Origin of the sequence: Sporobacter termitidis DSM 10068 (genome assembly GCF_900130065.1) — a bacterium.
Taxonomy (GTDB): Bacteria; Bacillota; Clostridia; order Oscillospirales; family Oscillospiraceae; genus Sporobacter; species Sporobacter termitidis.
In genome coordinates, this window is record NZ_FQXV01000006.1 from 141,759 (window position 1) to 164,933 (window position 23,175).

A 23,175-nucleotide genomic window follows, 5' to 3' on the forward strand; every position below is an offset into this window, starting at 1 on the left:
TCACCTCCCATGTAAGACTTCCGCCGGCCGAAGCGACAGCAGAAGCCGGATAGACGGGATGCTCCCCGCCAGGGTGACCAGCGCGACCAGGACGGCTACAAGGGGAATGACCATCGGTTTGATGTCGATGGCGGAGCCGAAGACGGAATGCCCGATGATCTGGGCAAAACCGAGCCCGGCGAAGTATCCCACGACGCCGCCGACAACGGCGGTAATAAGGATCTCCGTTAAAACAAGCCATGTAATCGGGGAATTGCGGGCCCCGACCGCCTTTAGCAGCCCGATCTCGCGGCTGCGCTCCATCACGCTGGCCGTCACAAGATTGGAGATACCCAAGGCCGAGCCGACGAGGCTCAAAATAGTGATGAGCAGCATGAGAAGCTGCGTTTTTTCCAGGATCGCGCCCTCCGATTCCGCCACCTGGCGAATTGGCTTGGCGACGGCATCGGTGATGACTTCCTCGATCTGATAGCAGATTGAGCTGACATAGGCCGTACAGTACCATGTCTCCTGTTCTTTGATCGACAGGCTGTTGGGGTTCTGCGCCGCCCGGCGGGCGAGCTCGTTATCGGGCGTCGTCAACGCGCTGACCTCCACGCTGCTGACGAGCCCCGCCCGGTCCGCCAGCTCCTGCGCGGTCGGCAAGGGGACATAAATTTGTTCATCCTCGTCGCTTCCGGCATTAAAAATGCCCTTGACGGTGAGCTTTTTCGTTCGTTCTCCGCTCTCAAGGGTGATGGTATCCCCGACCTGAATATTGTTCCTGCCCGCGACAAGGCTGCCTACCATGGCGGAATTTTCGTCCTGATCGGCCAGCCACTGCCCGGAGACGTCCCACCAGCTTTTCATGCTTTCCATGCCCGTATCCAGAGATTCCCCCGTGGGAAGATCCAGGTGGTGGCTGAACCATGTTCCCACAAGCTTCACTTCGCTGTCCTGGGCGGCCAGCTTGACCTTTGCATTCAGGTAAGGCGTGAAATCCACGATATTATGAGCCCAGAAAATTGTCTTCATATTGCCGAGCTCCGACTCTTTCAAATATTGGTCCGACACGCCGGAGCCCTCCCCGACGCCGTAAAGGTCGTCAAGCAGGGACGCGCCCTTGGGCAGGACGTTTATATTGGCGCCGTATGTCTTCAGCTCCTGATTTACTTTATCTCCCACGTCCAGCATCACATTGAGCATGGCCGCGGCAAGGGAGGCTCCCAAGGCGATCGTAAACGCGATCATGAGCATTTTCCCTTTTTGCCGCAAAAACGCGCCCTTTACCATTCTCCAGAACATTCAGCCACCTCCCTATTCAAACCTTTTCTTTTCATTTTCCAGATTTTGCGTCTGTATCACCATATTGCCGCCGCTCAGAGTATAGGCCAGGGGCACAGGATTGCATCCGCCCTTGAAGCCTATGGTGGACGTGTTCATAACGACGTCGCACAGCTTGCAGACAACCTCATTGTTGCCGCGCTCATAGTACCCTGTCGGGCCGCAGATATCGCAGGCATCCAGCCCGACCCCATAAGCGTTCGACGCGTTCTTTTTGATGACGATAAACCGGACCTCGGTACCGTTTGAGGCTGTATAGATGAAGCGGTGCAAATGCCCGTCGCCGACGTTTTCAAGAGGTATCACGATCTCACTGCCGACAATATTCATCGGCTCGGCGGGGGAAAGAACAGCCTCCCGCTCATCGTAGGCCCTGACCACCGTCAGGCATAAAACCGAGAGGATGTATCCCACCAGAACAACAGTGCACCAGCGCCTCTGCCGGCGAGACGCCGCGCGGATTTTCCGGTGCTGCGCGGCGTTGGAAAACGCCTCTTTGGGGTGCAGGCTTTTTATCCATAACACGACCGGCAGAAGGAGTGTGGCCGCCATAATAACGTACAGAAAATAGTCGTTGTAGTTCACGGACAGCTTAATAAAGTCAAACAGCCCTTTTGACATGGGGATAATGCGCCTTGCCAGCAGGAACTGCGCAATGGTTGCAATCTGCTTTACCATATTGACGGCAAGCCCCGCGGTCAGCAAAATGCGTACCAGCTTAAACGGCAGGCCCATTCCGGCCTTGTACAGGGCAAGCCCCGAAAGCCCCACGACCAGCAGGCCGCCCAGATATCCGATCGCCCGGAAAAGAAAATCCGTACTGAAGACGCTTTCACCCGCCGTAAGAAAATCGGTAGGATACAGGAATATATCGGGTAGCGCGTAGAGCAGCAGCGCGGCTGCTGAAACGGCATAAACGGCGCTCCATATCCTTTCGTGAAAATTGGGCGCTTTCTTTTGCAGAACGCCCCAGGAAAATATATAGAACAGAATTTCCGCAAGGATCGCAACAGATAATATACCGATGTTAAAGTACTCTCTGTTGATCAGGACGGTTGTGGATTTGAGGACCGCCAGGGCGAGGGCGGACGCGGCGCCCGCGATAAATCCCCAGAACAGCCATTTTTTCTGTTTACCGCCGGGCCGCGCAAGCGCGAACAGCATCGCCAGGAGAATACCGGTGGTAAGCGAATTCTGCACAACCTGTATGAGATATTTCAGCACGATGTGATCCTCTCCCTGTGAGTATAAATGAACCGCGCCATGACAGCCTCGCGCCTACACGCGAACTGACCATGGCGCGTATCATCGTATCCCCGGATACTTAATTAATTGTGTGAATTACCAAACCCGAGGGACATAATCAAAATCCCATTGCGCTACAAGCGGCTCGGTCCAATAACGCCCGCTGACGCCCGTTTCTTTATCCACGTGCAGAAGGAAGCCCTGGGCCTCCGGATTTTCAATGGTGAACTTGACCTTATACGTTCCGGCCGGACCGAGCTTGATATTCGCGCCGTAATGGGGGCCGTCGCTGGCGTTCATGGGCATAAAGGTCCCTTCCACCTTCGTTTGTCCGTCCTCGCTGGTGATTTCATATTTCACCGTCAGCCAGGGTACAAAGTCGCCCACGCCATAGCCGAGGTCATTCTTCAGCGCGGAGATGTCCGCCTCGATATGCATGTCGGCCTCGGAAGCCGGAATACCCGCCCTGTCGGCCGGTTCCATATCCACCGGCTGGAAGTAAACGGCGCCGACGTTCAGCGGCCCAAGCTCCTGATCGTCGCCGATGGGGAATTCCTCGAAACCGGCGGCCTCGCCGGGCGCGGCCGCCTCGCCGCCGTCGTCACTCGCGTCATCGCTCGGGCTGGCACTCGGGCTATCCGAAGGCGTGCCGGAAGCGGTACCACCGGAAGAATTGCTGCTCGTCGAGCAACCGGCAAGCGCAAGCGACAGAATCATCGCCAGCGCGAGAACGAGAACCGATGCCTTTTTAAATTTCACTTTTTATTCCTCCCAGAAATATGTTATTTTTGCGCCATAAGCTTATAGATTTTATGGCTGCCAAATTTGATTACCTGGACTTATCCTCTTTCTGCTCCAAAACGGCCGGTCCGTCTGCGGAAGACGCCTTCAGCGCCCGCACTTTTCTCATCTTCCTGATCTGGAGCACAAACGTGAGGACTGTCAGCGCAAGCAGAAGAACCTGCGGGAGCAGCGTTTCCAGCGTGGGGTAAATACCCAGGATGTCAACCGAGCTGATCCCGGGGATCGGCGTGACTCCAACGAGATTTCCTTCCTGCAGCTCCTTGACGCCGGAACCCACAAAGGTGATGGACATAACAAACAGCAGGATGCTGGTGCCGAGGAAGAACGGCTTCAGCGGCAGCTTAATGCTCATAAAGCGGATCAGCAGATAGATGACCACAAGCGCCACACAGCCTATACCGAGGCCGAGCCAGACCATGTTGAAATACGTCTTTGTCCCGTCCAGCAGCGCCTGATAGAACAGGATTGTCTCGGCGCCTTCCCGGAAAACGGCGAGGAAAGCGGCGAACGCGAGGGAAAACACGCTCCCTTTCGTCACCGAGCTTTGAACCTTTCCTTCGATGTAACTCGTCCACGCCGCGGCCTCCGATTTGGAAACCATCCAGTTGCTGACATAAAACAGCACGGCAACGGCAACGAGCATGGTGAGCCCCTCGGTAATTTCCTGATTGGCACCGCTGGCGCCGGACAGGCTGTTTAAAATAAACGCCATCACAACGCTTGCGCCCAAGGCGATGAGCGCGCCCCAATAGACCGCCCGGGTTTTATCCTTATTGCCGCTTTTCACGAGATAAGCAATGATCGCGCCGACGACGATGATCGCCTCAAAGCCCTCTCTTGTGATGATCAGGAGCGCGGAAAGGAAAACGCCAACGGCGCTCTCTTTTTTTCCATCCAGCTGATCGGCATCCTCCCTGAGCAGCTTAATCAGCTCGTCCAGCGAGGCTCTGACTTCCTCCTTCGGTTTTCCGGCATTTATGGCCTTTTTTGCAGCGCTGAACTGATACTCCACCGTGGCCGCCCGGTTGCCCGAAATATGCGCCATTACCGTCTTTTCAAAGCCTAACTTCTCATAATACGAATAATAGGCCACATCAACCTGTTCCTTAGCGGCTTTCGCCTCTCCGGCTGTATATGTATCGTAAGACTCATCCAAAATGGATTCCATCTCGTCTACGACATCATTCCAGGTTTCATGCGCGGCGGCGGCAGACGCCGTAACAGAGAGCATACTGATGAAAACCAGCACCAGCGCAATCACAGCAAACAATTTACGCACCTTTTATACCTCCCTTCTCTCATTGATCGACAAGCTCCGGCGCATACCGCCTATGCCTACCGGTTTCGTAAAGCACCATACACATGTTAGAGGCTTCTAACCCGGATCACAAGGGCCAGTTTTGGAAATCCGGATGGCTCCAGACGCGATGGCTCCCCGAATAAAAAGATACCGGCCGCAGCCATTGCGAAGCTTCTGCTTTCAATGGCTGCGGCCGGTATTTATACTATGATTTTGCGCGCCAGCGCTCCGCTAATGGCGATGCGCTTATCCTTAACGCGGACAATAAGGCTGTCCTCACATGGCCTTAATACCACAACAAGCTCGCAATCGACGGTAATTCCGGCCTCTTCGAGGGCATTTTTTACTTTATCCCCGGCCCAAATTGCCTTGACCTGATGTACGTCACCAAGCGGCGCCAATGATAAAAGCATCACAGCCAATTCCTGATATGTTATTTGGCCGTCAGCGGCGAAAGGCCGCCATGCCGTCCATAAGCATATTTTAGAATTGTCTAACTCAAAGCAAAAGAACCAGTATCGACGTCTTTTATGGCTCCATGCTTATTTTCATGCCATGCCTCGTAAAGGCGTTCGACCGCATCGGGGATATCCTGATGCGCAATTCCCCCGTAGTTCAACAGCACCGTTCCGCTCCGGCCCCTATCGGGGCGGCTCCAATACCGGGACGTTGGATACACCCCGACGCCGGCCTCCCGGGCCCGGCCGACCAGTTCTTCCTCTTTTACAGGCCACTTGGCCTGAACGAGAAGATGCAGCCCGGCATGAAAGCCCGAAATATATATGCTGCTTCCGAATCTGTTCCTCAGCGCATTTACAAGCGTCTCACATTTCGCCTTATGGATTTTTCTCATTTTCCTCAAGTGGCTTTCCCAACGGCCTTCTTTCATAAAAAGCTCCAATGGTTTTTGCGTCAGAAACGATACGAAGGGCGCGTGGTTATCCAACCGCCTGTGTAATCTGTCCAGCATCGTCTGAGGAACGACCATGTACGAGACGCCGGCGCACGGAAACAGCAGGTCAGAAAAGCTGCCTATATAAAAAACCCTGTCCGCACAGAGGGACTGAACCGCGGGAAGCGGCCTGACACCATGCTGGAAATGACAGTTGCAATCATCCTCGATAATAAAGGCGTCCCTGTGTTCGGCCCACGCCGCAAATTCCTTCCGTCTGGACGCGGGCATGACGACCCCTGTGGGGAACTGATGGGAGGGGGTGACGTATGCCGCTGCTGTATTTGCCGCCGCGAGCGATTTTATATCGGCGCCGTGACGGTCAAGCGCCATGGGGCATATACGCAGGCCGTTATTCTGGAACGTCGTGCGCGACCGATCGTCGCCCGGCTCTTCCATGGCGATGGCCTGTCCCTTATCCGCCGATTTCAGAAGCTGACAGGCAATATCGAGGCAAAATTGCGTGCCTGTTGTCACCACGATCTGTTCAGGGGTGCAATTGACGTCCCGATAATTATGGATAAATTTCTGTATTTCTGTACGAAGCCCCGCTTCGCCGAAAACCGACTCCTGGTGGGCCAGGTCCTCTCTGTAGTCCTGAAAACACCTGCAGATCAGTCTTTGCCACTGACCGCAGGGAAGCTCGGAGGGAAGAATCCTGCCGCGCCGGAAATCGTAAGTAATATCCTCCCGCGCCGGCTCTTCGCCGGGCTTCTCGCAATTACATGTCTCACAGGTGCACACACCGGAACAATTGCAGACGCCGGAACAAACGCAGTCGCCGGAGCAATTACAGGTGTCAGCGCAATTACAGGCATCACATTGCCGAAACATTTCCATGTCCGAGGTTTCCACATAATAGCCTTTTCGCTGCACGCTTGTTATGAAGCCTTCGGCAAATAATTGGCCGTAAGCCAACTCGACCGTATTCCTGCTGATATGCAGCTCCATGGATACCGCCCGGCTCGACTTGAGCTTTGCCCCGGGCTTGAGCGTTCCGCTGAGTATGTCTGCCTTAAGCCTCTCGTACAATTGGGTATATAGCGGTACTTTGCTTTCCTCGTCAATCATCACCATATGCCCGCCCCTTTCTGCCTGCGCTTTATTGCGCAAAATAAGTTAGTCTATTCTAACTCTTGCGTATGATTTTACGACTGCCTTTACGCATGCCGGCCTGGTCCTTCTTTCTTGAATATACCCCTATGGGTATATCGTGTCAATGGCTATTTCAAATGCCAGGGGGCAGGCGATTAGTTAGGGGGCTCTAACTGTGATCCCGGACAAAGCAGCGCCGGGCCGCGCTGCTTGTCGCCGTATCATCGCCTGGGGGTATGTATTACCTTTTTATTTCCCGATCTTCACCGAGCGGAAATACCGGACGGCATCACCCGAAGGGCCCTCATAGCGTTTAAAATCGCTATGACCGCCACGCCGACGTCTCCAAATACCGCCGCCCACATCGTGGCTATCCCAGCGGCACCAAGGATAAGAATGACCGCTTTGACGCCAAGGGCGAAAATAATATTCTGCCAGACGATGCTGCGCGTCTTTTTCGCAATGCGGACTGCCGTGACGATCTTCGACGGTTCGTCTGTCATCAGGACCACGTCGGCGGCCTCGATGGCCGCGTCGGAACCCACGCCGCCCATGGCGATGCCCACGTCGGCCCTCGCCAGCACAGGCGCGTCGTTGATGCCGTCGCCGACGAAGACGAGCTTTCCTTTCGTCGTCTTGCCCTTCTCCAGCAGCTCCAGCTGCTCGACCTTTTGATGGGGCAGCAGCTCGGCGTATACGGTGTCGAGTCCGATTTCACGCCCGATCTGCTCGCCGACGATTCTGCTGTCGCCCGTCAGCATGGCGATGTTCCTGACCCCGGCGGCTTTCAGGTCTTTCACCGCCTTTTGGCTATCCGCTTTCACCTCGTCGGAAATCACGACGCAGCCCGCGTATAGACCGTCGACGGCCAGATAGACGACGGTGCCGATCGTATCGGGTTTGACAAAGTCGACCTGCCTCGAGTCCAGGAGCTTGCCGTTGCCGGCCAGCACCTCCCTGCCGTCCAGCCTGATGCGGACGCCCTGCCCCGCAATCTCCTCGTATTCCGAGATCCTGGAGGCGTTTATATCCTGCCCATAGGCTTTTATGACGGAAACGGCGATGGGATGGCTGGAATTGCTCTCGGCGTGGGCGGCGAAGGTAAGCAGCTCGTCTTCCGTCCAGTCGTTCACAGCCTCCACCCTGCTCACCTTGAAGATTCCCTTTGTCAATGTCCCGGTTTTATCAAATATCACTGTATCGACGTTGTTGAGGGCCTCCAGGTAGTTGCTCCCCTTGATCAGGATACCGTTTTTCGAGGCGCCGCCGATGCCGCCGAAAAAGCTCAGCGGGATGGAGATCACCAATGCGCAGGGGCAGGATACGACCAGGAATACCAGCGCGCGGCCCAGCCAATCGGCAAACAGCGCCCCCGGCACGATAAGCGGCGGAAGGAGGGCCAGTGCGACTGCCGCGAATACCACAACGGGTGTATAATACCGGGCAAATTTTGTGACGAAGTTCTCCATCGGGGATTTTTTGGAGCTGGCGTTCTGCACCAGGTCCAATATTTTCGAAACGGTGGATTCGCCGAATTCCTTGGACACCTCCACTGTCAACAGTCCGTTTTTATTGATCGAGCCGGAGAGTATCTCGCTGCCGGGCTCAACGTCCCTCGGCAGGGCCTCGCCGGTCAGCGCGGAGGTATCCAGGGCCGAGCGGCCTTCAACCACAACGCCGTCCAGCGGCACCTTTTCGCCGGGCCTTACAATGATATAATCCCCGGCGCCGACCTCTTCCGGCGATACCCGCTGTATCTCGTCCCCGACCTTCAGGTTGGCGAAGTCGGGCCGGATGTCCATCAGCGCCGATATGGATTTGCGGGAACGGTTGACGGCAAGGCGCTGGAACGCTTCGCCGATCTGGTAAAACAGCATGACCGCCACGCCCTCGGGATACTCGCCGATCACAAACGCGCCGATGGTCGCGATGCTCATCAGGAAATTTTCATCAAACACCTGCCCCCTGGAGATGTTCCTGGCGGCCCTGAAAACGACCTCTCCGCCTACCAGAAGGTAACTGACAAGGAACAGCGCCAGCCTTGCCGGCTGGGACAGAGGCAGGATTATTCCGACGGCGAAAAGCGCCGCGCCGGCACAGAGCCCTATGCGCAATAACCGCTGTCTTGAGAAAAACACTTCCTCTTTTTTATCCTGCTTTTCGGTGAAAGACACCTGAATTGCGGGCTCGACTTCCAGCGCGATTTTTGACGCCTGACGGATGATGGCCGGCAGCCTTGTTTTGTCCTCCGCCTCTATCAGCAGCTTCTGCGCGGCGAAGTCAACGCTTGCCGCCTTGACGCCTTCGAGCCGGGCGACACGGGCTTCTATCTTTCCAGCGCAGCTGGCGCAGCACAGGCCCAGGAGATAAATCGTCCTTTTACCGGGCGTGACGGCCGCGACCTCGGATATCTCGATCTCCGGCTCGTACTGCCTGACGATCCTGCTTGTCTGCTCCAGGATGCCGCCCAGCATATTGTCGCCGTACACCTCCATCGTGAGCTTCTGCGACGAAAAATCGATCGCGGCGCTGGTCACTCCTTCCAGCTTGAGGATGCGCTTCTGCATTTTTTCGGTGCACGTCGGGCAGCAGAGGCCGTTTAGTATATATTCCTTTCTGACGACAGCTTCCATATGATCCACGCTTTCTATCTATCTGGCTATACGGCCTTTACCACAATATCCTCATCGATCTCAGTGGAAATATCGGTTACAGCTTTTAAAATTCCGCTCTCGTCGCCGTCAAACTCAACGGTGATGGAGGTCGTCTCAAAATCCACCGCCGCTTTTTTGATCCCCGCAGCCTGGCCGACCTCCCGCTCGATGGCGGCGGCGCAGTTGGTGCAGCAAAGACCTTCAAGAATGTACTTTTTTGTTGTGGACATGATGTATCGCTCCTTTTTATTTTATGATTGAACAGTTGACAATGCGTTCAACTAACGCAGCAAATAAAATACTCAGCTTTCGCAGACATGCTCAAGTCCCTGCTGAAAAATGTTGCCCACGTGCTCGTCATCCAGAGAATAATACACAATTTTCCCATCCCGGCGATATTTGACCAGTCTGGTCTGGCGGAGGGCCCGAAGCTGATGCGAAATCGCGGATTTTGACATGCCCAGCAGCGCCGCAATATCGCACACGCACATTTCAGATTTCAATAACGCGCAAACGATCTTGACCCGGGTAGAATCACTGAATACTTTGAACAGATCAGCCAGATTCAGCAATATCTCATCCTCCGGCATCTGCGTCCGGACCTCGGCGACCACTTCTTCATGGATGATATTGCAGTCGCATCTATCAAAGTCGGCGGTATAGGCACACATCGCAAAGCCTCCACGATTGAACAGTTGAATATCCGTACAACTATTATGGTACGTATGGACGATGGAATTGTCAATAGACGTTTAAGTTAATTTTTCATAAATATTTCGTTCATTTTTTGAAGCTTAAACACAAATATCCGGCTTGCTAATGCCCTCTCGGCGCATACATGATAATGGCCGCACCGACAAGGGCTACAGCGCCGCCGATTAAGTCAAACTTGTCCGGTACAGCGTGGTCAACCTGCCAGCCCCAAAGAATGGACAGAATAATAAATATCCCGCCGTAAGCGGCGTACACCCTGCCAAAATTTGCGCCGGAGGGCTGCAGCGTTGGAATTATCCCATACAAAATCAGGACAACGGCCCCAATGACCCCGAACAATATACTCTTCTTTTCACGCAGCCAAAGCCAGACGAAATAGCCGCCGCCTATTTCAAATATTCCCGCCAGCACAAAATAAAAGATCGATTTCAAGGTTTCCATCTGTTGACTCCCATAGTTTCGGTTTTGAGGCTTTCCGAGCAGTTCAAACTATTTTTACATAGAACTTCCGTTTCCTCGGCGGGTCGAACTCACAGAAATATATGCCTTGCCAGGTGCCGAGGACGAGCTTGCCGTTTTCTATAATCACCGTCGCGCTCGAACCGATGCAGCTGGCCTTAAGATGCGCGGCGCTGTTCCCTTCAGCGTGGCGGAATTCTTCTCGGTCTGGAAACGTCTTGTCGAGCGCGAAAAGCAAGTCATGCACCACGTCCGGGTCGGCGTTCTCGTTTATCGTTATCCCCGCCGTAGTATGCGGGCAGTAAACCACGGCAATCCCCTCGGCGGCGGCGCTTTTGGCAACGGCTTCCCGGACTTGCGGCGTGATATTGTAAAAGCTCTGCTTCGGCGCTTCCAGATTAAATTCAAAGAGCATGGCTTTCTCCATTTCTCACGCTGAACGCGCCGTTGTAGGCGTACATTGTCTGTTCATCCTGAAGTATTGCGGCCAGCGCCGGGAAATCCTCTTGTGTCATCTCGCGCAGGATAAGGTGAGGGGTTGCGAGTCTGAACTCAGCCGTCATTTCTTCTTGCCCTCGTTTTCGGCTTAATAAGATCGTAACTGCGTTCCGTCAAAAGCTGCAGTTCCCCGTCCGGTACGTCGCCCTCAAGGATAACGGTGTTCCAGTGTACCTTGTTCATATGATAAGCAGGCGTGATATCCTGAAACGCCTGCCGCAGAAAATCGGCTTCAAGCGGCTCGCATTTGAGATTGACGCACAGTTTACCATTCCGCTCGTAAATCAGCGCAAAGCTCTTTTTATTGGCGCGGTGGCGCATGACCGTCCATGCCGAGGCGTCGGCGGCATCATCAAACGGATAGTCCTCATAAGCAAGCGGGAACGTCAGGCAGTATTCGATAAGCTCACGGCGCGTCATTTCTTCTACTTCCTCATATCGCTCTATACTCTGAGATTCTCTACTGATAATTGTCATATATTTGCTGGATAAGCACCTTTAAAGCCGGGGGATCGATGGGCTTCAGCGCACAATTGATAAAGGGGTTGTGCGCAATGGCACCTTCCGCGCAGTTCATGGCGGCTTCCAGTGATATTCCCTGCTCCTTCAGGGACTTGATTTCGAGCATTTTCATAAGGCTGCGCACTTTAGCAGCGGCAAGCTCACCCACCTCGGCTGCCGTTGCGGCAGCGGGGAAATCCACCCCGAGGGCTTTAGCGATCTTCTTTGTTCTTTCCGGCGCCACATCCGAAGAGAATCTGATCACTTCCGGAACGGTCAGCGCGCAGGCCATACCGTGGGGCATATGAAAGACGACCCCGAATTCATGGGCAATCGCATGGCCGAAATGCAAAAAAGCATCGTTAAACGCCATGCCGGCCAAATTACTGGCCAGACTCAGATTTGTTCGTGCTTCAAGATCGCCGCCGTTGTCACAGGCTCTGGCCAGATTATTCATAACAAGACGCATTACTTCAAGTGTCAATATATCCGCCTTGGGATTCGTGCAGTTTGTGGTATAAGCCTCGATCGCATGGGACAAGGCGTCAAAGCCGGTCATCGCTGTAATCCTTTTGGGGACTGTAAGCGTAAGCTCCGGGTCAACGATAGCCAAATCCGCCGCCCGTAAAACGGAGTCTTTCATGTGGGTTTCTTCATCATGTATAACTGCCATGATGGAAACCTCAGAACCGGTGCCCGAGGTCGTCGGAATCAGAATGAGCGGCATCGTTGTCTTAAATTTGCCGCCTTTGCTGACAAAATACTGTTTGATGGGCAGCGGGTTTTCCATCAGCACAGAAGCTGCCTTTGCCGTGTCAAGCGAGCTGCCGCCGCCGATACCGATAACGATATCGGCCTTCTCTTCCTGGGCCAGCTTCCCGGCGCGGTCGACCATTTTATCCGGGGCGTCCGGCAATACTTCATCGAAGGTAGCGACTGCGATCCCGGCATCGTATAAGGCTTTTGTGATCCTGTCTGAGATTCCGGCAGCTTTCACCCCATCATCAAAAATACATAAGGCTTTTGTGCCGGATAATTCCTTGACCTTATCGGCAAGCCGGCTGACTGCACCTGCCCCAAAAATTACCGGGCACAATTGGCTGTATGTACTGATCATCGTTTTCCTCCGCATCGATTGATAAATAGAAAATAACATACGCATCATAGCACATATTTTGCAATGAATCCACATCCCGATATTTTCTGTGCTGCACAAGACGTACAAGCCAAAGACTATTCATAGCGTTTTCCAGCAATCATCATTGGTATAAAAAAGCCAAGACAGGCAATCAAAACAAATGCTAATTCTCCCACCTCCCAGACCGCAGGGAAAAACCATCGAACCACAAAATACAACAGCGGAAACACAATAGGAACTATCAACAACCATGTGCGGCCCGCACGGAGAATATGCGGCCAGTTGCTGTTATTAAAGCGGATTCCCGCCATATTCATACGGAATATCCCATCACTGTAAGTACTGACTTTATTCTCATCATAATAGGTGGGCAAAGTTTCTTTGACAAACAGGCAGAACCACCCACCGAATCCAAGACACATTCCTTCGACCAGTGCAATATCCTGCCATACTTCGTCAAATGAAAATCCAAGAGCTACTAATCCTATAAATTCCAGTGCAGCTATGGCTACACAAGCAATATAAATCCATATCCTTCTCTTACGCCGTTGGTTTCGTTGCTGCTGTTCCTTTGCCGAAAGCTGAATTGTCCCGGCCACCAGTTTTTCAACTTCCTGTATGTTCAGAAGTTCAGGTTCATTGATACGCTGACCACTCAACAGTTCTGTTGTAGTTACGCCGAGCAGCTCGGCCAGCGGCATAAGCAATGCAATGTCCGGCATGCTTAATCCGCGCTCCCACTTGCTGACAGCCTTATCGGAAACAAATAACCTTTCTGCCAATTCCCTTTGCGTAAAGCCCTGCTGTTTTCGCAATTGGGCTAAAAAAGTACCCACTCTCTCGTTTTCAATCTCATACATAACATATAGCCTCCTGTTAAAAGTATAAGGTAAATGACGGATTGAAACAACCGACCAACAGTAGAGTCGGGTATTTACTTAGGTTTGACATCATTAATTTACCGTGAGCGGTAAGACAGCCCTGAACTCGCCGAAGCAATTCTCAAAAAAACAGAATCGCAAAACTTGCGTTCTGCGATTCTGCACATAGTCAGCTGCAAAAAGTGCGCGCTGCTCTATTCGATGTATTTCCGGGCTTCGCTGTTATGCCAGATGGTCATTTAGTTTGCTGATGAGCTCCTGCACGGGGACGCCGTGCACCATGCAGGCCTCTTCGAGACTTTCGCCGCTCGAGGAGGGGCAACCCAGGCAATGCATGCCCATATCGAGAAAGTACGGGGCGGTGGTCGGGTCGGCGTTTAAAACCTCGCCGATCAACGTGTCTTTTGTTACTGCAAGCTTCATTACAAATGCACTCTTTTCTATGAAATATTTTATTTATCAGACGCCTTTTATGACTCGAGAACCCGTTCGCCCACCCCCTTTTGCAGAAATACGTGCTCGATTCTCGGCAGGGAAATCCCGAGGGTCTCCCGCAGGACGTCTTCCACCGTTTCCACGGGGGTAACCGTCAGCTGGTTTTTCACCTCAAGCGGCACGTCCTTCAGGTCGGTGACGTTGTCCTTCGGGATGAGCACCCTGGTGATGCCGGCGCGCTGGGCCCCCAGCAGCTTTTCCTTCAAACCGCCGATGGGCAGGACGGCGCCTCTCAGCGTGATCTCGCCCGTCATGGCGATTTGCGGATTCACCTTGATCCCCGTGACCAGCGACGCCAACGCCGTAAACAGCGCGATGCCGGCGGAGGGCCCGTCCTTGGACACCGCCCCGGAGGGGACGTGGATATGCAGGTCCCGCTCCTTAAAATTCACCGTATTGAGCGGGAGCCTCGACTTTAAAAGGCTCAGGGAGATTCTGGCCGATTCCTTCATGACGTCGCCCAGCTTTCCCGTGAGCGTGACCTCGCCGCTCCCCGGCATATCGGTCGCCTCGATGAAGAGGATCTCTCCGCCGACGGGCGTCCAGGCAAGGCCCGTCACGACGCCGGGCGGATTGTCCTGCTGGGCCTTGTCATGCCGCGAAACCTGGCGCCCAAGCAGCTCCTCCAGCTCGTCGATTTTGACGGTATAGGGCAGCACCGTTTTATTGGAGACGATTTTCTCGGAGGTCACTCTGGCCAGCGTGGCCAGCTGCTTTTTAAGCCCGCGGACGCCGGCCTCCAGCGTATAATCGCCGATGATTTTCCGCAGCACGTCGTCCTCGATGATCAGCTGCTCCGCCGTCAGGCCGTGCTCCTGCAAAACCGACGGGATGAGATGCGTTTTGCCGATATGGAACTTTTCATCCGTTGTGTAGCTGGATATCTGGATGACCTCCATCCTGTCCAGCAGCGGGCCCGGAATCGTTTCCACCGAGTTGGCGGTGGCGATAAAGAACACGTCCGACAGATCGTAAGGCAGGTCGAGATAGTGGTCGGTAAAGCTGTTGTTCTGCTCGGGGTCTAGCACCTCCAAAAGCGCGCTGGCGGGGTCCCCGCTGTAACCGCCCGTCATCAGCTTGTCCACCTCATCGAGGACCATGACGGGATTCGTCGTCCCCGCTTTTTTAATGCTCTGGAGGATTCTCCCCGGCATTGCTCCCACGTATGTCCTTCTGTGCCCTCTGATCTCGGCCTCGTCCCTGATGCCGCCCAGGCTCAGCCGGATGTACTTCCTGTCCAGCGCCTCGGCGATGCTTTTGCCCAGGCTCGTCTTTCCCGTACCGGGCGGCCCCACCAGCAGCAGGATAGAGCCCTTTTTGTCATTTTTCAGCTGCATGACCGCCAGGTGCTGGATGATCCGCTCCTTGACCTTTTCAAGGCCATAGTGCTGCGCGTTCAGGATTCGCCGCGCCGCGTCCAGATCGACGGGTCTGGCCTCGGCCTTCTTCCACGGCAGCTGGACCAGGAGGTCCAGATAATTGCGGATGACATTCTGCTCGGAGCCGCCGGGGCCCTGGGCCTCCAGCTTGTCCAGCTCCTCGAGGGCGGCGTTTTTGATATCCTCCGGCATCTGGGCTTCTTCGATTTTGGTCAGGTAATCCCTGTCCTTTTTCGCGCCCTCGCGCTTGCCCTCATTCAGCTCCTCCTGAATGACTCTCAGCTGCTCCCGAAGCATCTGTTCCCTGTAGAATTTGTTGGCCTTTTCGGAAAACTTCTCGGATATCTGCATGTTCAGCTCTATGGATTCCTTCTGCTTGAGCAGGCAGTCCATAAAGCGCAGGCTCCGCTCCTTCAGGGAATCCATTTTGAGGAATTCATACTTCTCCTCGTTTGACAGCGGCATGAACTGGCTCAGATACGTGATCAGCGTGTTGACGTCCTTGAACTCGTCGACGATTTTGCTGTATTGTTCCCCGCCCTGGAATTTCCCGCTGATGTCACGGACGATCTTTTTCAGATAGCCCAGCATTTCCTCCCGGCTCTTCTCGTCCAAATCCACCGCATCCGGCAGCAGCGTATATTCGGCGTGCACCGCGCTGCTTTCAATGCGGAGCTCCCGGATCTCGACCCTGTCCGTAATCTTGATCGTCAGATGAACGCCCTTGTCGGTTTTCTCCACGCCGCTGACAAGAAAGGATACGCCGATCTTGAAAAAATCCTCTTCCGTTAACCCTTGCTGGCCGAAATTCTGCTTCAGCGGCAGGGCGATGTTTGCGGTATTCCCGCTTTCCAGATACCGCATCTGCAAATCGTCGGGCGCTGCCAAATGAATCATGGTAACCACGCCCGGCAATAAAACCGTATTTGATACGGGAATGACGATTCCCCTTTGAATGTTGTCTAAGTTTGCCATATTTGCATCCTTTCTGTGTACATCATTATAAGTGAATGTTCGTTTAATCAATTTTGAAATGATGGCGAGATTCCTCTGCGAAATTACTTTCACAAAATTATCCCGCTTGCAGCATCGTTATAGGAGCACCGCGTCCTGTATGATCCTGACCAGCTCCCCCAGCAGCTCCGCCCGCTCGGCCTCGCTTTTATGCGTATCGGCGGCGATGGCCTTGACCGGGTAGAAAATGATCGCCAGCAAATTGTCATTGTTGTAATTTTTTATGATCCGGTTCTGCTTCAGCTCCCCGATCAGGCTGTGAACGTTACAGATGCCCTTTTTCCCCGAACAGCTGTTGGCCAGGGACGGACAGTTTGAAAACTGCTCGACAAAACTGAAAACTTCTTTATGCTCCAGTATATAGTCATAATAGCTTCTGATGAGCACCTCGATCAGCTGAGGCCCTCCCATGCACCTGCTTACCTTACTTAATAAGTAATCAAAAATTTCCTCCGAATATTCGCTGTAGATGTCCTGCAGCATGTTCTCCTTGTTTTCAAAGTATATATAGACCGTTGCCGGCGAGACCCCCGCCATCTTGGCAATTTTTGAGATAGAGGCCCCGTGGAATCCCTCTTGAAGGATGAGCTTTATAACGGCTTCTTTGATACACCGCTCTTTTTCATCGTCTTTTCTTCTCATAAGGACACCTCATGGTTCTATAATAAACGATCATTCGCTTATTGTCAATGTGGTATTTATTGTTTGAATACATCGAAGCCGACGTATTAACGAGAAATTGTAGCTTCAGATTCATCTTCAATGAGCTTCACATCGACGCCGCAATCCTTATAGCTTCTCAAATACTTTTATCGCTAATGTATCCAATACTTGTTATATGCTTATATAATAGCATCAGCCGCTAAAGCGTACAGGGAAAACAGCGGTATACAAGAGCGCGAAAAAACAGCCCGTACCCATTACAGATACAGGCTGTTTTTGAAGTGGAGACGAAGAGGATCCAACTCTCGACCTTACGGATGCGGACCGTACGCTCGCGCGTACTGTGCGCTGCACGGGCCCTTAATTTCTCCGATGTGACTACTCCTTCCCGCGCCATCATTGTTCCTCTGTTTTATTGCCCCAATGGAAACGGGAACATCGCCAGCAGCCTTACCGCAGTTGACGCAGGAAAGTGGGATTAACATCCACCGCTATCCGGTTTATCAGGCATAGTATCCGGCTTTGCATCCGGATGCGGACGCCTCCAGCGCATTCCTTGCCTTTACGGCATCCCCTATAGTCACTAGTCGGTCTCCCAAAAACGCCAATTCATCCTTCAAGCTATTATTTGAATGATAGCCCTTGGCGATAACGACGCAGTCACACGGAAGAAGTCTTGTTTCTCCGCCCTTTTCAAGCAGCACGCCGTTTTCACATATTTCAACAAGATTTGTATTTGTAATAAACTCGATACCTCTGGTGGCCGCCATTTTCAGCGCCTCAACCCGTTTAACGCCATTAAGCTCCTTGGCGACCTTTTCAAGGCTTGTAACAACGCTGATGTCGCCCCGCTCGGACGCGGCCAAATACAAGGCGGTTTCCAGGCCGGTTTCCCCTCCGCCGGCGATAACAATACGGCCTTCCACAGTTTTTATACCAAGGAGGACTTGCTCGGCATAAACCACATTCGCCCTGTTAACGCCCGGCAATTTCGGTTCGTTCGGGACGGCGCCGGTGGCCAGGAGCACGCTGTCGGGACCGAACGCTTTGATGCTTTCCTCGGTAGCCTCCTTATTAAATTCAACACACACACCGGTCTCTTTTACATAATAATTCAGGCACCCGATATATGTAGCGAATTCACCCTTTCCGGGCGGATATGACGCAGAAATAAACTGGCCGCCGAGCCGGTCGCTTTTTTCCCATAAGGTGACCTTATGCCCACGGCGGGCCGCCGCTATGGCGGCTTCCATGCCGGCAACGCCGCCGCCGATGACGAGTACTTTTTTAGGCGTGACTTCGGCCGAGTAATCATACTCGAACTCATGACCGCACTCCGGGTTCACAAGGCACCGGCAGGGCGAGCCTGTGATGAGCGAGCCGACGCAGCCCTGCAGGCATCCGATGCAGGTGCGGATTGACTGAAACTGACCGTGCAATGCTTTCTGCGGTAAAAAAGGGTCTGCCAGCGAAGCCCGCGCCATCCCCACGAAATCACAGTAGCCCATAGACAGGAACTGATCGGCCATCAGCGGGTCTGTGATCCGATTGACGCCGAGTACCGGAATATTGACGACTTTTTTCAGTTCCGCCGCGTTTTTGATCGTCCAGCCGTGCGGCATATACATCGTTGAAATCTGGCTCAGGTTATAAGAGCCGTAAACGCCGTTGGAGCAGTTGATCATATCGACGCCCATCTCCTCAAGAAGCGCCGCAACCATACGCGCTTCGGCGAGATCGCGTCCGCCAAGCTCATGCTCTTCCGCAGCAAAGCGCACGGATACGGGAAAAACCGAGCCGACCCTCGATCGTACCTCCTCCAGAACTTCTCTCAGAAACCGCATCCTGTTTGTAAAACATCCGCCGTATTCATCCGTTCGCCTGTTTTCATAGCTGGACATAAAGCCGGCAATCAGGTAGCCGTTGCCGGCGTGCAGCTCCAGACCATCGAAGCCGGCTTTTTTGACGCGCTCCGCAGCGGTGCCAAAATCCGTGACCAGACCGTGGATTTCGTGGGTGGTGAGCTCCCGTGGCATTTCGCGGTTGACGGGACAGGCGATCGGCGATGGCGCGACAGGCTGGACGCCGCCGTTCACCAGTGAAAAGGTCTGTCTCCCGGCATGATAAAGCTGGCAGAAGATTTTAGTATTATAGCGATGGATTCGCTCCGTAAGCTGGCGGTGGCTGGCAACCTGCTCGTCGTTCCACATGCCCCCGATCCCCTGAAAAGCCATCGCGTGCTCATTCACAGCATAATTTTCGGTGATGATAAGGCCCCAGCCGCCTTTGGCCCGCTCTTCATGATACCTGATGTAACGCTCTGTGGCGAGCCCCTGATTGGTACAATAATTTGTCGCCATTGCCGTAACGACAAGACGGTTTGGGATTTCACACTTGCCGATTTTATAGGGCGTGAAGAGGTATTTAAAATTCATGGCATACTCCTTGTATTGCGGTTTTATTATGTTAACATTCTATCCGCGTCACTTAAAGGCCGCGGATAGAATGTTAACCCGGTATGATATGTATTTACTGTTGAGGAACTATTGTTGACCAACCTTATAGGGCGCGTACTTATCGACCTCGGCCAGATAAGCCTTATAGTTGTCCTTTGTCAGGACCTCAGTCAGGACCTTATTTTCGGCGTATTTGTTTCCTGCGGCCACATATTCAGGCCAGAGCGTCTCGGCCGTCACCCCGCCGTCCATCATCGATACAAGCGCGTTGATGATCGGGCCTGTAAACATCTTCATCGGAGAGCATACGGCCGCGACCCAGCAGCCGTCGTATCCTGTATCCCACGAAGTATAAAGAGAGTCGCCGTTGATGCTGATGGTTATCGCATTTTTGCTTGTATAGCCGAGCGCCTCTTGCGCACGGGCCGCTCCGGTACCGTACAGCTCATTATCCGCGGCGATCATCCAATACTTGATCTCGGAATGCGAGGACATGATCGGCGACACCTTGTTGTATGCCGCGTCTGCGGTAAACTGCTCACCCGCGAGGTCGGCGACAAAGAAATTACCGGGATAGATATCTTTGAAGAGCTCTTTGAATTTATTCTCCGCACCCACCTCGGACTCATGAAGGTTGGGTATCACGGAATAGTCCACATAGATATAGCCGAGCTGCTTGGTATCGATTTCTCCGAAGTATTCCGTATAATTATTATACAGCCATTGTGTCTGCTTTTCTCCGATAGCCTCGCTGTCCAGGGTAACGGCGGGCCACATCATGGTGCCGTCGTCATTTTTAAGCGCCGACGTTGCCGTCATCCAGTTTTTAATACCGAGCTCCTTTGTGAGATCAAGCGTCCGCGAGCCGGTTGTCGGGTCTCCGTCCAGAATATATCCGTCATAGCCCTGATCGGCGTATACCTGCAGTTGATTATAGAAATCGTCCATCGTCTGTGCGTCCATATGGGCATAGTCAAGATTGAGCAGCGTCGACCAGCCCTTAAAATTGTCGTCGATCGTTTGACCAAACGCGCCGGCCTGGTAGGAAAGGTAAACGACCTTATACGGTTCCCTTGAGCTATAGTCTTTGTCCGGGTCATAGATACCGATCGAGTCAGTCGGCGCGGAGGGCGTGGGACTTGCTGCCGATGCGCTCGGAGACGCCGCGCTTGGGGATGTGCTCGGAGAGGTCGGACTCGGCGACCCGGTATTGTCGCCAGCCACTTTGCCGGAGCATGCAAACAACGAGAAAATCAGAAGGATCGCAAAACACGCTGAAATAACCTTTTTCATTCTTTACCTCCTAAATGACTTTAATATATACTTCGCAACAGCCAAGCCGGGGCGGTAAGGGACGGCTGAGCAAAGCAACATCTCTATGTTGCCGGGTTGACATCCTGTGAATATTGACAGTTCGCGCTCTCATTTAGCGCTTTCGCTTAACCATCTTGACTAATATCATATAGGACTCGCAGCATTTAAGTCCAGAGTTATGTGCTCATCCTCTTATAGAAAAAACGAATCAACTTATAACTAATACTTACTTGGGAACGATTATGGAATTCACATGCCGAACGATGCGCCTAATAGCGGCCCAAATATGTTGCCGCGAAATAAGCGCTGCGCGTGGCCTCGGCAATATTCTTCGGCGTGATACAATCGCCGATCTGGCAGAATTCCGGGGCGCAGAAACGCAGGGCTTCCGCTTCCTGCAGCAACGGCTTCATCCCGACGGCGCAAACGACGGTGTCCGCTTCATAAAGCTTCCGCCCATCGGCGTTTTCCGCCAGCACACCGCTGTTATTGATCTCAACGGCTCTCGTGCTGAGCGCCAATCCGACACCAAGTTTTTTTAATTCAATGTCGATAGCCTGGCCCTGAAGAATATTCCCGCCGTCATTCAGTTTTGAGGACATTTCCATAATGGCGACGTCATGCCCTCTGTTTGCCATGAAGATCGCAAGCTCGCTGCCGACAAGCCCGCCGCCTAAAATGACGAGCTTTTTCCCGGCTTTTTCGGGCCGGCGGTACAGCTCCTCGGCATACAGGACATGGGGCATTTCTATCCCCGGGATTTTGAGCGTAAGAGGCCGCGCTCCCAAGGCCGCAATTAAAGCATCAGGCTCCCAGCGCTTAACGAGCTCAGGTGTCACCGCGGTCTCCAAATAAACTTTGATATCGCCGCGTTTGATCATTCGGGCCTGGTGCTCCAGATATTCGTGAAGATATTTCTTGAACGGGACTTTCTCCTCACAAAGCAAAACGCCCCCCAGCCTGTCTGTTTTCTCGCAGAGTATGACGCGATGGCCGCGGTCCGCCGCCGTCAGCGCCGCCTGCATGCCGGCGATGCCGCCCCCGGCAATTAAAACCGTTTTCTTTTCCGGTACGGAGCGCTCAAATTTGATTTCGGTCTCATTACTGATCTCAGGGTTCAGGGCACAGATCACATGGCCGTTTGTCATGAGATTGGAAAAGCAGGTAAAACATCGCATGCATTTGACGATCTCACCGTCTTTCCCAAGCCGGGCCTTGACAGGCAGATCGGGGTCGCAAATGAGCCCTCTTGCCAGCTCGACCACGTCCGCTTTGCCCGAGGCGATGATCTCCTCCAGCAAAGCCGGGTCGGAAAGAGCCCCGACTGTCGCGACCTTCGATTGTAAAACATGCTTCTTGATCTCAGCAGCGTATCCGACATTGACGCCGTCCTCCAGGAACATGCTCGGATGTGTTACGGTAAATACCCGCGGGTCTTCGTGACTGCCCGCCGAAACATGTATGAGGTCAACTTTGCCGTCCAGCGCTTTCGCAATCTCAATACCGTAATCGATACCGTATCCGCCCTCGGAGCATTCGGAGCCGCTGATGCGAATTTCGACAGGAAAACCCGGGCCGACCGCCTTGCGCACCGCGTCGATAACCTCGAGCGGGAAACGCATGCGGTTTTCAAAGCATCCCCCGTATGCATCGTCCCGGGTGTTTTGGGTTGGGGACATGAACTGATGCAGAAGCCATCCGTGCCCGCCGTGGAGCGTCACCATTCCGAAGCCGCAGCGCTTGGCAAACGCCGCGGCTCCGGCAAATTTTCTGATCGTCCGCGCCATGATTTCCAGGGGCATCTCATATGCGTGAATCCGCTCTCCCATATTGCCGGCCGTATCGCTCTCAACGGGGCCGTATATCTTATTTCCTCCGGAATAAGAGATACGGGCCGCGTTACCGCCGTGGGACAGCTCCATCGACGCCACGGCGCCATGCCTTGTTATGGCGTCGGATAACTTCGTCAAATGCGGCCGGACCCCCGGGTCATCCAGCAAAAGATGATTTCCGTTGGCAAGCGCCAGATCGGAATCTATCATGGCGTCGCCGATGCAGACGGACGCCGCCCCTCCTATGGCTTTCCGCTCGTAATAGGCAATGCCCTCCGTGATCGGGCGGTTTTTTGACGTTGTGTACTGCAAGCCGGTGGGTGAAGCGAAAAGTCTGCTTTTAAAAAGCCTGTTGCCGATAAAGATGGATGAGAATAAATTAGGGTATTTACATGAATACATTTTACAGTGCGTGGTTTTCCACGGCTCTCCTTTCGTCTGCAGCGATTTTCGGGTAC

The 23,175-nt window shown here is 53.5% G+C and carries 20 protein-coding genes; all 20 read right to left on the reverse strand.

All coding sequences use genetic code 11. The features are described 5' to 3' along the window. The 20 genes from BUB60_RS10070 to BUB60_RS10165 all read right to left on the reverse strand — a co-directional run bounded on the left by BUB60_RS10070 (nt 1) and on the right by BUB60_RS10165 (nt 23,119). Nucleotides 1–1,284: an ABC transporter permease gene (locus BUB60_RS10070; RefSeq protein WP_073078464.1), complete on the reverse strand. Its 1,284-nt coding sequence runs from the start codon at nt 1,282–1,284 to the stop codon at nt 1–3. Nucleotides 1,285–1,296: 12 nt separating this feature from the next. Continuing rightward, nucleotides 1,297–2,547, reverse strand: a complete 1,251-nt coding sequence (locus BUB60_RS10075) for a Fe-S-containing protein (protein ID WP_084726390.1) — start codon at nt 2,545–2,547, stop codon at nt 1,297–1,299. Nucleotides 2,548–2,664: 117 nt separating this feature from the next. Further along, the gene (locus BUB60_RS10080) at nt 2,665–3,327 is read right to left on the reverse strand and encodes an iron transporter (RefSeq protein ID WP_200796622.1); all 663 of its coding nucleotides are present in this window, start codon (nt 3,325–3,327) and stop codon (nt 2,665–2,667) included. Nucleotides 3,328–3,397: 70 nt separating this feature from the next. Continuing rightward, on the reverse strand, nt 3,398–4,651 hold the full coding sequence (locus tag BUB60_RS10085; protein ID WP_073078467.1) for an FTR1 family iron permease: 1,254 nt from the start codon (nt 4,649–4,651) through the stop codon (nt 3,398–3,400). Between the two features lie 221 nt (nt 4,652–4,872). Then, nucleotides 4,873–5,085, reverse strand: coding sequence for a FeoA family protein (locus tag BUB60_RS10090; RefSeq protein WP_073078470.1), 213 nt, complete (start codon nt 5,083–5,085; stop codon nt 4,873–4,875). A gap of 80 nt (nt 5,086–5,165) precedes the next feature. Next, a complete protein-coding gene (pdxR, locus tag BUB60_RS10095; protein ID WP_073078474.1) occupies nt 5,166–6,701 on the reverse strand; it encodes a MocR-like pyridoxine biosynthesis transcription factor PdxR in 1,536 nt (511 codons plus the stop codon). Between the two features lie 281 nt (nt 6,702–6,982). After that, nucleotides 6,983–9,352, reverse strand: a complete 2,370-nt coding sequence (locus BUB60_RS10100) for a heavy metal translocating P-type ATPase (protein ID WP_073078478.1) — start codon at nt 9,350–9,352, stop codon at nt 6,983–6,985. Nucleotides 9,353–9,378: 26 nt separating this feature from the next. Continuing rightward, entirely contained in the window at nt 9,379–9,603 is a 225-nt protein-coding gene (locus tag BUB60_RS10105; protein ID WP_073078481.1) for a heavy-metal-associated domain-containing protein, read from the reverse strand. Between the two features lie 72 nt (nt 9,604–9,675). After that, nucleotides 9,676–10,044, reverse strand: a complete 369-nt coding sequence (locus BUB60_RS10110) for an ArsR/SmtB family transcription factor (protein WP_073078484.1) — start codon at nt 10,042–10,044, stop codon at nt 9,676–9,678. A 145-nt stretch (nt 10,045–10,189) separates the two neighbouring features. Beyond that, entirely contained in the window at nt 10,190–10,528 is a 339-nt protein-coding gene (locus tag BUB60_RS10115) for a YnfA family protein (protein ID WP_073078488.1), read from the reverse strand. A 43-nt stretch (nt 10,529–10,571) separates the two neighbouring features. Beyond that, complete coding sequence (locus tag BUB60_RS10120) at nt 10,572–10,961, reverse strand: secondary thiamine-phosphate synthase enzyme YjbQ (protein WP_073078492.1); 390 nt, start codon at nt 10,959–10,961, stop codon at nt 10,572–10,574. 137 nt (nt 10,962–11,098) lie between these two features. Next, nucleotides 11,099–11,464 carry an MmcQ/YjbR family DNA-binding protein gene (locus BUB60_RS10125; protein ID WP_073078494.1) on the reverse strand — a complete coding sequence of 122 codons (366 nt, stop codon included), beginning with the start codon at nt 11,462–11,464 and terminating at the stop codon, nt 11,099–11,101. A 40-nt stretch (nt 11,465–11,504) separates the two neighbouring features. Further along, a complete protein-coding gene (locus BUB60_RS10130; RefSeq protein WP_073078495.1) occupies nt 11,505–12,662 on the reverse strand; it encodes an iron-containing alcohol dehydrogenase in 1,158 nt (385 codons plus the stop codon). Nucleotides 12,663–12,778: 116 nt separating this feature from the next. After that, nucleotides 12,779–13,543, reverse strand: a complete 765-nt coding sequence (locus BUB60_RS10135; protein ID WP_073078496.1) for a helix-turn-helix domain-containing protein — start codon at nt 13,541–13,543, stop codon at nt 12,779–12,781. 243 nt (nt 13,544–13,786) lie between these two features. Next, entirely contained in the window at nt 13,787–13,987 is a 201-nt protein-coding gene (locus BUB60_RS10140) for a DUF1858 domain-containing protein (protein ID WP_073078497.1), read from the reverse strand. 47 nt (nt 13,988–14,034) lie between these two features. After that, nucleotides 14,035–16,413, reverse strand: a complete 2,379-nt coding sequence (gene lon / locus BUB60_RS10145; RefSeq protein ID WP_073078499.1) for an endopeptidase La — start codon at nt 16,411–16,413, stop codon at nt 14,035–14,037. A 117-nt stretch (nt 16,414–16,530) separates the two neighbouring features. Beyond that, nucleotides 16,531–17,094 (reverse strand): TetR/AcrR family transcriptional regulator, encoded by a 564-nt coding sequence (locus BUB60_RS10150; protein WP_073078501.1) that lies wholly within the window; start codon nt 17,092–17,094, stop codon nt 16,531–16,533. 524 nt (nt 17,095–17,618) lie between these two features. After that, nucleotides 17,619–19,550: an FAD-dependent oxidoreductase gene (locus BUB60_RS10155; RefSeq protein WP_073078503.1), complete on the reverse strand. Its 1,932-nt coding sequence runs from the start codon at nt 19,548–19,550 to the stop codon at nt 17,619–17,621. A 108-nt stretch (nt 19,551–19,658) separates the two neighbouring features. Further along, on the reverse strand, nt 19,659–20,864 hold the full coding sequence (locus BUB60_RS10160; RefSeq protein ID WP_073078504.1) for a type 1 periplasmic-binding domain-containing protein: 1,206 nt from the start codon (nt 20,862–20,864) through the stop codon (nt 19,659–19,661). 290 nt (nt 20,865–21,154) lie between these two features. After that, nucleotides 21,155–23,119 (reverse strand): NAD(P)/FAD-dependent oxidoreductase, encoded by a 1,965-nt coding sequence (locus BUB60_RS10165; protein WP_073078505.1) that lies wholly within the window; start codon nt 23,117–23,119, stop codon nt 21,155–21,157. Nucleotides 23,120–23,175: the final 56 nt, after the last annotated feature.